The sequence below is a fragment of the Neobacillus drentensis NBRC 102427 genome (assembly GCF_001591445.1).
Lineage (GTDB): Bacteria > Bacillota > Bacilli > Bacillales > Cytobacillaceae > Neobacillus > Neobacillus drentensis.
The window spans coordinates 13367-25475 of record NZ_BCUX01000045.1; the positions used below are offsets into that span (position 1 = coordinate 13367).

Here is a 12109-nt window from a genome sequence, read left to right on the forward strand (position 1 = left end):
GGTAGGTTTCTACAATCTATAATACCTGGTTCAAAAACCGTTGGGTCCGTTCGTGTTTAGGATGGACAAAGATCTCACTCGGATGTCCTTCTTCAATAATATTCCCGTCAGCAAGCATAATGACTCGGTCTGCGACTTCTTTCGCGAAGCCCATTTCATGGGTCACAATGACCATTGTCATTCCTTCACGTGCGAGATCCTTCATTACTTGAAGTACTTCGCCCACGAGCTCAGGATCCAAGGCGGAGGTTGGCTCATCAAAGAGCATCACTTTTGGTTCCATAGCCAACGCTCTTGCGATTGCTACCCGCTGTTTTTGTCCCCCGGACAACTGTTCTGGATAGTAGTTGGCTTTATCCTCTAGGCCAACCTTTTTTAAAAGAGCAGTGGCTTTGGCATAGGCTGTTTCCTTTGTTTCTTTTCTGACAAACATCGGGGCTTCAATAATATTTTCGAGTACGGTTTTATGTGGGAAAAGATTAAAATGTTGAAACACCATTCCAACCTTTTCTCTCACTTTATTCAAGTTTGTTTTTTCAAGGTCTACTTTTTCAGAATCAATGATAATCTCCCCGCGCTCTGCCACTTCTAAAAAGTTTAAACAGCGAAGCAGGGTACTTTTTCCAGAACCGCTGGCGCCGATTAAAACAACTACTTCTTTCTCACAGACTTTTACGTCAATATTCTTTAATACTTCAAGCTTACCAAAGGACTTGGATAGATTATGTACATCAATCATGCCAAACGGACCTCCTTCGGTTTGCTGACATCCATCCTATTCTCAATACGGTTAGCAAACCAAGTGAAAATGAGGACGATAATCAAATAATAGATTCCTACAACGAAATAGGTTTCAAAAGGCATATAGTTTTCACCTTGGACACTTAGGGCCGTGTTATATAAATCAGTCACGGCAATATAGGCAACAAGGGAAGAATCCTTTAATCCAATAATAAATTGATTGGCTAGAGACGGAATTGCTCTTTTGAAAGCCTGTGGAAAAATAATTCTCCTCATTGCAAGAGAATAGGGCATTCCGAGTGACCTGGCCGCTTCCATTTGGCCGCGATCAATGGATTGCACGGCTCCTCTAAAAATTTCAGCAATATAGGCACCTGTATGAACACCTAATGCTAGGGCTCCCGCGGTGAAGCTGTCCAGGTTCACTATATTGGCAAGTCCATAATAAAGGAACATGATTTGAACAATGAGAGGCGTTCCACGAATAATACCTATGTAAATATCGGCAATACGATTTAGTATTTTACTAGAGGAAATCTTAAAGCCCGCAAAAATAACGCCAATCACCATCGCAAACAATAGCGAGATTGCTGTTATCGCAATTGTCATCCAAGCAGCTTTCAAAAAAGCAATTCCATGTTCGCTAAAAATACTGATTATATTTTCAATAAAAACCACAATGTGTACCTCCTTCATTGAATAGTGCAAGCACCCTCATCAGGTGCTTACACTAAATATTTTTTTCCAGTCTTACTTTTCCATGATGTTTGTATTAAACCATTTCATGCTGATCTTTTCATACGTACCATCGTCAATCATGGATTGGATGGCCTTGTTGATTTTATCAGCCAGCTCTTTGTTCCCTTCAGCAATTGCTACACTTACACGGTCTTCATTCAACAAATCGCCAATTTCTTTAATTTTTAAGCCTTTTTCATTTTTTGCACTAACACCCACGATTTTATCAGTGATGACGGCATCTAAACGGCCAAGCTCCAAATCTTGAAGAGCATTTACGTCTGTTGGATAGCCCTTCACTTGATCAGATAATTCCTCAGCCATGTCTTTCCAGGTACTAGCCTGAATTACTCCAATTGTTTTCCCTTTTAAATCCTCTTTCGACTGAATATCGGAATTGCCTTCTGCTACAAAGATTTGAGCACCAGATAGGTAGTACGGATTCGTGAAATCAACTTGCTTATCACGATCAGGTGTTGCAGTCATACTGCCGATAATGGCATCATATTTTTTTGCCTTTAACCCTTGGATAATCGTTTCCCACGGGTTTGTAACAGGGTTTGCTTCAAGCCCGATTCTCTTGGCAATTTCTGTTCCAATTTCAACATCAAATCCAGTTAATTTTCCATCCTTCTTAAAATTAAGCGGCGGATACTGCCCTGTCATCGAGAATGTTAATGAACCATCTTTTACCATTTCAAATTTGGAACCACTTGCTTTTGTAGTTTTTTCTGCTCCATCACTCTTCTCAGTTCCACAAGCAGATAAAATCATCATCATTGCCGCAACTATCAAAATAGCTAATTTTTTCATATGTTTTTCCCCCTTTTTTTATAAAAAAACACCGTCATATTTGAATAGGACGGTGTCTTGTACATCCTCATCAGTTAGCATTGGTAAAGATAGTTCTCCACAATTCCTAGGAACTGTGACAGTTCTGCCCCTTTTCGAGTGCAGACCCAGCTTTCTGAAAGAAGTGATTTCAGAAGCTTCGGCGATTGATCCTTTTTCCTATTTTCATAGATTTCACTAAATCTCCAATAGGATACTAATAAAAATCGCGACCTCTACCCCATCTAATGCTTAAAGATGAGGATTTTATATTTAGTTGAATGAAACAATTTTCAGTATATATAAATATTCACAAAAATGCAATAATAATTTCATAAGAATTTCTATCCAAATTAAAAGACTTGACGGCATTTATATCTTGAGATACATTTTTTTAAAATACCAATTTATTAGAAAAAAGGGGCCAAGCTTATGTTGCAATGTCGTGAGGATGTGCTGACTTTCACGAAACAGCTTGTTAATATCGAAAGTGTCGTTAACACAAAGGGTGAAAAACTCATTGCTCAGTCTTTATTTAATATGATTTCCTCTTTACCTTATTTTTCAGAAAACCCTAGCCAACTTGTTTTAGAGCAAACGCTTAACGATGATCAAGAACGTTATAATGTTCTTGCTTTTGTTAAAGGAACAAAGGGAAACAGCAACCGCACAGTGATTTTGATGGGCCATATTGACACGGTTGGAATTGATGATTTTAATCAACTAAAGGACAAGGCATGCTTCCCGGAGAAACTGATGGAATCACTCAAAAGTGAACAGCTGCCCGCTTCTGCTAAGGAACATTTAGATTCAGGCGATTGGTTATTTGGGCGCGGCGTCCTTGATATGAAAAGCGGGGTTGCCAGCAATTTATATCTCTTAAACTATTATTCTCTGCATCCTGAAGAATTAGACGGAAACATTGTCCTCTTATCAGAATGTGATGAGGAGGATAGTTCACATGGTGTTCTTTCAGCTTTGAAAACATTGAAACGCTGGAAGAAAGAACATGGTTTTGACTATGTAGCAGCGATTAATGCGGATTTCGTTTCACCAAGATATGAAGGCGACGAAAATCGCTATATTTACAAAGGGACAGTCGGAAAGCTGCTGCCATCTTTCTTTATTACAGGTGCAGAAACACATGTGGGCTCAGCTTTTGAAGGGTTAGACCCAAACTTTATTGCTGCGGAACTGACCAGACAAATTAATTATAATCCAGAGCTTTGTAACGAAGCTTTTGGTGAGACGACCGTGCCGCCTGTTTCGTTAAAACAAACGGATTTAAAACCGTCTTATACGGTTCAGACAGCATTGTCTGCCTATGTTTATTACAATTTCTTTATTCATTCTTGGTCACCGAAGGACGTGCTTGATAAATTAAAGGAGCAAGCCTATATTGCCTTTAATAATGCCTTAACATCGTTTGAAGAAAGGTACAAGCAGTATAGTGCAATGAGCGGGGAGCCTTTTATGCAGCCTGCATGGAAACCGCGCGTCTTTACGTATGAAGAAATGGAGCAATTATTACAAGAAGAGAATGGTGATATTTTCACCACTCATATGAATGAGTTTAAAGAAAAGCTTTCAACAAATACCTCTTTAGATACGCGCATGTTTGCGGCAAGAGTCGTAGAGGCAGCCTGGAAATGGATGAAGGATAAAAATCCGGCGATTATTCTGTTTTACTCATCCCTTTACTCCCCACGAATTGAGTTGACAGGGAAAACACCGGACGAGCTTGCTTTAATTACAGCATTGGATGAAGCAGTGGAAGAAATCCAACCACATTATCAGCATCCAATTGTGACACGAAACTTTTTCCCTTATATCTCTGATATGAGTTTTGTTGCTCTAAGTGATGATGAAGCCGGCATTAATGCTGAAACCAACAATAACCCGAGCTGGGGTACCAAACTTTTTGTGGACTATCAAGACATTCGCGATATCAATGTCCCAGTAATCAATATCGGTCCTTATGGTTTAGATGCTCACAAAAAACTTGAACGAATGGAAATGACCTACTCACTAGAAGTGGTTCCAAACTTAACAAATCTTGTGATTCAGAAGCTTTTGAATCACTAAACTAAAAGCTTGTAGACCCCGTCTACAGGCTTTTTGGCAGTTTCTTATTAGACAAAAAAATAATATTGCTAGTTAATAACCTCTTGTGTAAAAATAAGTAAGAAAATGTTTAAATGTTTCACATGGTGATGATGACTTCAAAAAAGTCAGAACCATCCATCTACATATCGACATCAATCGCCAAGTTTTACAAATTGGAGGAAACAAACGATGAGAACAATTAAATTAGGGAGCAGTTCACTAGAGGTGCCGGCTGTTGCGATTGGCTGCATGCGGATTAACTCACTTGAGAAACCTGAGGCGGAGCACTTTGTACAAACGGCTTTAGAAGCAGGCGCTAACTTCTTCGACCATGCGGATATTTATGGCGGTGGAACGTGTGAGGAAATTTTTGCGGATGCGATCGATATGAACGCGGAAATTCGTGAAAAAATCTTCTTGCAATCCAAATGCGGTATTCGTAAAGGCATGTTTGATTTTTCGAAAGAATATATTTTAGAATCGGTTGATGGCATCTTGAAGCGCCTAAACACTGAATATCTTGATGTCCTTCTTCTGCACCGTCCCGATGCGCTGGTCGAACCTGAAGAAGTCGCAGAGGCCTTTGATATCCTGGAAAACTCGGGGAAAGTACGGCATTTTGGCGTTTCGAATCAGAATCCGATGCAGATTCAATTGCTCAAGAAATTTGTGAAGCAGCCACTCGTCGCGAATCAATTGCAATTAAGTATCACCAACGCCAATATGATTTCGAATGGAATTAATGTGAACATGGATAATGGTTCAGCAGTAAATCGCGATGGCAGCGTCCTTGATTATTGCCGGCTGAATGATATGACCATACAACCTTGGTCTCCATTCCAGTATGGCTTCTTTGAAGGTGTCTTCCTTGGAAACGAGAAATTTCCAGAATTGAATCAGCAAATTGATGAAATTGCCGCCAAATATGAAGTGAGCAATACGACCATTGCAATCGCGTGGCTTTTACGTCACCCCGCGAACATGCAGCCAGTGATTGGAACGATGAATATTGACCGGTTAATGGACTGTGTGAAAGCAAGCGAGCTTCATCTATCTCGTGAAGAATGGTATCAAATCTACCGTGCCGCAGGCAATATCCTTCCGTAAGCGTGCAAAAACTATTGGTATTAATGGTAAATATCAGTAATACTAAAAGAACCAATACAAACTTTGTAACATGAATGTAATAAATAGAAATTAGGCTCAGTAGGTATCACTACTGGGCTTTTCACATTGAAATGTATTGGAAAATCCCTATTTTCAGATTATTAGATGAATACAGAAATACTATTGCAATATAATTGCCACAGCTGTAAAGGTTTTAACATACGCCTGTTATTTGTTAGTGAAAAATCCATGTTAGCATTAGGTTAAATTAGCTGACAAAAAACAGGGAGGGTAAAACATGCTAAAAAAAATAAAAGCATTGATAGCAGTTGCTGTACTCTCAGGGTCTGTGAGTGCTAATGTACAAGCTGCAACGATTACTAATAAACAAGAAGATACCCGTTGGGATCAATATAATCTAACCTTAGAAAAAATCCAAAAGAATGGAGATACGCTTGAAACAGATATTCCTGTAAATCCCGCAGCACCTGTTGTTTCAGAACCATTTCCGGTTTCCGCCAAGCCGATTATTGCCCATGCAAAAAAGAAAAGTGCATCTCCAATCAAATTAACGAGCAGCACTAGGTCAAAAGAAACAAAAAAAGTAAAAGAGACAAAAGAAATTACGGTGAAAGCTACTGCCTATACAGCTTCATGCGAAGGATGCTCAGGAATAACTAAAACTGGCATTAATATTAAAGATAACCCAGAAAAAAAGGTCATTGCTGTTGACCCATCTGTTATACCGCTCGGCAGTAAAGTCTATGTAGAAGGCTTTGGTGAAGCAATCGCCGCTGATACTGGCGGAGCGATTAAAGGAAAGCGAATCGATATCTTTATTCCATCTGAACGAGATGCACTTGAATTTGGCGTAAAAAAATTAAAAGTCACCATTTTAAACTAAGATGACAAACCAGCTGATTCGAATTATCTTCATAGCATAAAAAACACTGCAAAACCTTTATGTACAAAGGGGTTGCAGTGTTTTTTATATAGATATAAACGATACTATTTTCTGATTATTAATTTATTTTAGAAATATTATTGCAATATAAATGCCATGGTCGTAAACGATTTAACATCTCCCTGTTCTTTGTTTCAGAAAATTCTATGTTACGATGATAAAAACTTAGCAACCAAAGAACATGGAGGGTAAATGAATGCTTAAGAAAATGATTATGATTATAGCAGTTGCTGTACTCTCAGGAACTGTAAGTGCTAATGTACAAGCTGCAAATATTACTGTACAAAAAGGGGATACCCTTTGGGAATTATCACGCGAAAACGATACATCACTAGAGAATATCCAAAAGATAAATCATCTTACTACCGACCTAATTCATCCTGGGGACGTGCTTACGATTGCACCTGAAAAACATTATAGAGTTAAAAAAGGTGACACTTTATGGGACATTGCCGAGGCGTATTCCGTAACTACTTCGCAAATTAAAGAATGGAACAAGTTAAATTCCGATCTCATCCATCCAGGATTAAGTCTATTAATCTATGAAGGTTTATATAGTACTACTAAAGCCGTATCAGAAAAACCAATGAAATCTGCCACACAAACATCAAATAACAGTAAACCTGTGGTAAAAGCTGCCGCAGCTAGTAATACAGCAGGGCCAAAAGAAATAACAGTGAAAGCTACAGCCTATACGGCTTCCTGTGAGGGATGTTCTGGCATTACCAAAACCGGAATAAACCTTAAAGCAAATCCAAATAAAAAGGTCATCGCCGTTGACCCATCTGTAATCCCGCTTGGCAGTAAAGTTCATGTAGAAGGCTTTGGTGAAGCAATCGCCGCAGATATAGGCGGAGCGATTAAAGGAAATCGGATCGATATCTTTATCCCTTCTGAACAAGATGCAATCAATTTTGGCGTAAAAAAATTAAAAGTCACCATTTTAAACTAAGAAGACAAACCCATTGATTCAAATCACCTTAATGATGTAAAAAGCACTGCAAAACCTTTTTTGACAAAGGGGTTGCAGTGTTTTTTTGTGGACTCATTTAATTCCAAGGAAAAAAGTTGAAATTATATAATACAACAGCACAAAAGAAATTTCACCGATAGACAAAATGTGACAAAGTTCACACTATTAAATCTAGTATAATAGTATTAAAATTAAAGTATAATATAATACTATATACTTGATGTTTTGGATGTAAAACCATAAGCTTTAAGTCGAAAGACAGCAAAAGCTGGGTTTTTAGATATCGGAGGGAATGTTAATGGAAAATGCTGTGAATGAATCGGTCGAAGGAATTGATAAACAACGATCGAAATCGTACAAACGATCCTCAAAATGGAAGTTTATTACGATCGGTATCATCATCATTATTGCAGTTATTATTGCAGCAATCAGCTATTATCAAGCAAACTACTTTAATGCTCATATCAAAATTAATGACACAAACGTTGGTGGACTGACTGCCGATCAGGCACTGAAAAAATTAAAAACCACCGTGTTAAAAAACGAAGTCTATGTGGAAGACAAACAAATTATTGATGGAAATGATACGAAGATGGGCTTTACGAATAAAGATCTGACTGGTGTCAAAAAATTATTAAAAAACCAGCGAACGTATTTTCCTTCTTCAAAGGCGAAGGAATTTTCATTAATGCCTAGCCAACCCGATCCGTATCGCAGTGAAGAGATGAAAAAACAAGTTGAAGAAAAGCTGGTATCAATGAATGAGAGTTTAACGGCGCCTATAGATGCGAAGGCCAGTTTGGAACAAGGGAAAGTTGTCGTCTCAAAAAGTAATGATGGGCAGAAGCTTGATATTGCCAGTCTATTAAAGGACTACGATAAGCAAGGATATACGAGTGAAATCCGTTTGAACCCTGTATACATCCAGCCGATCAAAGAAGACAGTACGATTGTGAAAAATGAACAGAAAAAGCTAGAAGAACTCCTTTTGCAAACCGTTGAGTATAAGGTCCAGGATCAAGTTTATTCTTTAAAGGGCAGTGAATTAATCAAAAATGCTTCGGTGACAAAAGACTTAAAGGTCAAGATTGACCCTAGCGATATAAATGCGAAAATTGCTGATATTAATAGTTCACAATCCACATTGGATAAAAACTTTAAGTTTAAGACCCATTCAGGTTCAGTCGTCACAGTTAAAGGAAAAGGCTATGGCTGGGCATTAGATGTCGACAAAGAAGCAAAACAAGTTAAGTCCGCTTTTGAAAAAGGAGAGAACTCTATTTCTGCTTCTCATACAACCGGACATGGCTGGAGTGGTGAAGGCTATGGTTTTGAAACGACCTCAAACGGAGGTATCGGTGGTACATATGCCGAAGTTTCGATTGCACAGCAGCGTATTTGGATTTATAAAAATGGGAAAATGGTCGTCACAACGAATGTCGTGACCGGTAAACACAGCACCGGTCATGATACCTCCAAAGGAGTGTGGTATATCCTCTACAAACGATCACCTTCCATACTAACGGGCAGAGAACTCGGAGGAAAACCTAGTTATCAAGTAAAGGTTAATTATTGGGCACCATTTACAAATGACGGACAAGGATTTCACGATGCAGGCTTTCGGTCAAACTGGTCTAGTAATGCCTATCTTAATGCAGGATCACATGGCTGCGTCAATACACCGCCTAGTGTTATGGGAACTGTTTATAATACACTAAGCACCTACGACCCGGTCGTTGTCTATTAAACAAACGATTAGAGTCAGGAAATCGACAAGGATTTCCTGACTTTTTTTATTTTAATCAAAACTGAGGTAAGATAAGGATAGGTTCAAAATTCATAAATAAGTGAGGCAGAAAAAAGATGGAACTAAATAAAGATTGTATGTATTGCATGAAAGATGAACGACGTGACAATCTAATGATTGAAATATGTCAGTTGGAGGTTTCAACAGTCTTTCTTTTCAAAGAACAGACTTATACTGGCCGATGTAATGTAGTTTATAAGGATCATGTCAAGGAACTATTCCAACTCAATCCTGATGAATTAGCGGCATTTATGAACGATGTAAAAAAGGTAGCTGCCGCGGTCGATAAGGCTTTCCAACCAAATAAAATTAATTATGGTGCATATGGTGATACCTTACATCATCTCCATATGCATATTGTGCCTAAGTACGAAGGAAAAGAGAATTGGGGCTCCACTTTCGAGATGAACCCAGGAAAAACCTACTTAACAGATGAAGAATATAATAACATGATCGAGACAATAAAAAGAGCACTGTAACACTGAATTTTTATAGGAAAAAGAGCATTTCCGAGAAGGGGAATGCTCTTTTTACATTTATTAGACAAGCAGCCTGATTAACTCATCATTTGCTTGAACTTTCCCATCCTTAGCTGGGACCACATCTAAATATTGATTAGTATTCGTAATCACTACAGGAGTTTTTACGTCAAAGCCTTTAGCTTTAATTTTATCAATTTCAAATTGAATCAGTAAATCGCCCTTCGCTACTGTATCCCATTGTTTTACTTTAGATGTGAAAAATTCCCCTTTTAGATTAATGGTATCTACCCCAATACAAATTAAGATTTCAGCTCCATCCTCGGATGTAATGCCAATGGCATGTTCAGTTGGAAAAAGAGTGGTAACCGTTCCGTTAACGGGTGAAATCACTTCGCCCTTTGTGGGTTCAATTGCAATTCCTTTACCGACCATTTCTGTTGAAAAAAGAGGATCACTAATTTCACTTAATGGAACAATTTCCCCGCTTAACGGACTTAGAATCGTTTCTCTCGTTACATTCGCTAGTCCAAATTCCTTCACGGTTTTGGCAAGCTCTATATCACTTTTCCCTTCATACCCAACTAAAAGTGTCAGCACCAATGCGATAACTAAAGATGTTAACGTACCAATTAAATAGAATCCAATTGGTACAAATACAGGAATAGACAAGAAACTTGGGAGAGCAAATGCAGTCCCTTTCACCCCCAGTGCCCCATTAATCGCACCGCCAATGGCTCCAGCTAGGGCAACAATCACCATCGTTCGTTTGTACCGTACGAGGATACCGTAAGTGATGATTTCTGTTGTCCCTGCTAAGGCACTGGGAACAAGCCCAGAGCCAGCAAGTGTCTTCAAGTCCTTATCTCTTGTTTTAAAAAATACCCCAAGGCCCATACCAATTTGAGCAAAAGGTGCTGCGGCAATCATTGGGCTAAGCGGATCACCGCCCGTCGCAAGATTTGCAATGAATATTGGAATAATAGCCCAGTGGAGTCCTAATATTGTCAGGAATGACCATGCCGCTCCCATCACAGCTCCTGTAAGCATTCCGCTTTGTGAACTTAAAAATTTGATTACCACTGCTAAAGCCCCTCCGACATAAGTACCGAAAGGACCAAAAACAAGCACGGTCAAAGGGACGATAATAATTAATGAAATGAGTGGATTCACAAACATTTGTAGGTCTTTATAGATCACTTTTTTCAAAAACTTGTCTAAGATGGAATAAATGGAAACAGCAATTAAGATGGGAAAAACGGTTGATGAATAATTCGCTAATATAACAGGAATTCCTAAAAAATCTACATTTTGAGCTTTTGATGCAACTAATTCTGTATAATGTGGTTCCAAAAGCGCAGCACCAATAGCACCGCCAACAAAGCCGTTGGCTCCGAGCTTTGAGGCCAATGTAATTCCGAGAAAAACGGGGAAGAAGTAAAAAATAGCATGTCCGGCTGCAGAAAGAATAGCATAGGTCCCGCTTTTAGCAGATAACCAGCCTAAGGTTACTAAAATCGCTAATAAAGCTGAAATTAATCCGGATCCGGCAAGGACTCCCAAAATAGGCGCAAAACCGCCGCTAACCACTCCTAAGATCCTATTCATAACCGTTTCCTTTTTTTCTTTAGGGACATCGTTTGAAATAGTAGTCGTTGTCATTCACATGTTCTCCTTGTTAGCAAATTTCCATTAGATAAAACAATTTCTATATGTAAGCACTCTTTCTTATGCTTTCCATTTTCTAATCACTATATTTTAAAAATTTCTTTCACTGTGGAAAATGAAAAAAGAGCCTCCCTTTATACCAAAGGATAGGCTCAAATTTTGTGCTGACAGGCATAGACCTATTAGTTTTAGTCTAATTGATAATAGCTGCAAACAACCTGTCCAACAGCTTTAGCGGCTACAATGAGTGCATCTTCATCAATATCAAATTTTGGATGATGATTGAAGTAAGGTTTTTCTACTCCTTTTGGTGTACATGCAATGTAAAAGAAGCAGGCAGGGAATTTTTCAGCATAGTAAGCAAAGTCTTCGGAAGGAGGCATCGCCGGAAATTCTTTCACTTCTTTAATATCTTTATCATTCATGCTTCGCAAGCTTTCCGCAACGCTTGCCGTAAGCTCAGGGTCGTTGTATAAAGGCGGGTAATCTGGAGTATAGGTAAGCTCACAGGTTACGCCAAATTCTTCTTCAATACCCTTTGTAATCCGTTTTACTTCTTTTTCAATCGTTTCTTTTGTTTCAATCGTCATATAACGGATATCACCTTCAAGCTCAACGCTATCCTTGATTACGTTGAATGTCCCTTTTCCATCAAAAGATCCAATGGTGATAACACCTACATCGAAACCATAAAT

The 12109-nt window shown here is 38.7% G+C and carries 9 protein-coding genes, 2 pseudogenes and 1 riboswitch; of the genes and pseudogenes, 6 read left to right on the forward strand and 5 right to left on the reverse strand.

Annotation, left to right across the window (positions count from 1 at the left end; translation table 11 throughout):
• Positions 1–16: 16 nt before the first annotated feature.
• The 3 genes from BDR01S_RS18580 to BDR01S_RS18590 are packed head-to-tail and all read right to left on the reverse strand — an operon-like array spanning position 17 to position 2292.
• Positions 17–739: an amino acid ABC transporter ATP-binding protein gene (locus BDR01S_RS18580; RefSeq protein WP_066248960.1), complete on the reverse strand. Its 723-nt coding sequence runs from the start codon at positions 737–739 to the stop codon at positions 17–19.
• A complete protein-coding gene (locus BDR01S_RS18585; protein WP_082797495.1) occupies positions 736–1437 on the reverse strand; it encodes an amino acid ABC transporter permease in 702 nt (233 codons plus the stop codon). Before BDR01S_RS18585 ends, BDR01S_RS18580 begins: the two co-directional genes overlap by 4 nt.
• Positions 1438–1491: 54 nt before the next feature.
• A complete protein-coding gene (locus BDR01S_RS18590; RefSeq protein WP_066248965.1) occupies positions 1492–2292 on the reverse strand; it encodes an ABC transporter substrate-binding protein in 801 nt (266 codons plus the stop codon).
• 82 nt (positions 2293–2374) lie between these two features.
• Positions 2375–2557, reverse strand: a riboswitch (Lysine riboswitch).
• 185 nt (positions 2558–2742) lie between these two features.
• Here BDR01S_RS18590 and BDR01S_RS18595 point away from each other — a divergent pair.
• The 6 genes and pseudogenes from BDR01S_RS18595 to BDR01S_RS18620 all read left to right on the forward strand — a co-directional run bounded on the left by BDR01S_RS18595 (position 2743) and on the right by BDR01S_RS18620 (position 9746).
• Complete coding sequence (locus BDR01S_RS18595) at positions 2743–4395, forward strand: M20/M25/M40 family metallo-hydrolase (protein WP_066248967.1); 1653 nt, start codon at positions 2743–2745, stop codon at positions 4393–4395.
• Positions 4396–4605: 210 nt separating this feature from the next.
• Positions 4606–5523, forward strand: a complete 918-nt coding sequence (locus tag BDR01S_RS18600) for an aldo/keto reductase (RefSeq protein ID WP_066248969.1) — start codon at positions 4606–4608, stop codon at positions 5521–5523.
• A gap of 616 nt (positions 5524–6139) precedes the next feature.
• Positions 6140–6427: pseudogene (locus tag BDR01S_RS26755) on the forward strand (3D domain-containing protein); the annotation flags it as partial.
• 256 nt (positions 6428–6683) lie between these two features.
• Positions 6684–7439 (forward strand): LysM peptidoglycan-binding and 3D domain-containing protein, encoded by a 756-nt coding sequence (locus tag BDR01S_RS18610; RefSeq protein WP_066248974.1) that lies wholly within the window; start codon positions 6684–6686, stop codon positions 7437–7439.
• A gap of 313 nt (positions 7440–7752) precedes the next feature.
• A complete protein-coding gene (locus BDR01S_RS18615; protein ID WP_066248977.1) occupies positions 7753–9207 on the forward strand; it encodes a L,D-transpeptidase family protein in 1455 nt (484 codons plus the stop codon).
• 146 nt (positions 9208–9353) lie between these two features.
• Positions 9354–9746: an HIT family protein gene (locus BDR01S_RS18620; RefSeq protein WP_235846612.1), complete on the forward strand. Its 393-nt coding sequence runs from the start codon at positions 9354–9356 to the stop codon at positions 9744–9746.
• A gap of 60 nt (positions 9747–9806) precedes the next feature.
• On the opposite strand, the gene BDR01S_RS18625 is transcribed toward BDR01S_RS18620, so the two are convergent.
• Complete coding sequence (locus BDR01S_RS18625) at positions 9807–11408, reverse strand: glucose PTS transporter subunit IIA (protein ID WP_066248982.1); 1602 nt, start codon at positions 11406–11408, stop codon at positions 9807–9809.
• A gap of 194 nt (positions 11409–11602) precedes the next feature.
• Positions 11603–12100: pseudogene (locus BDR01S_RS18630) on the reverse strand (M20/M25/M40 family metallo-hydrolase); the annotation flags it as partial.
• Between the last annotated feature and the right edge of the window lie 9 nt (positions 12101–12109).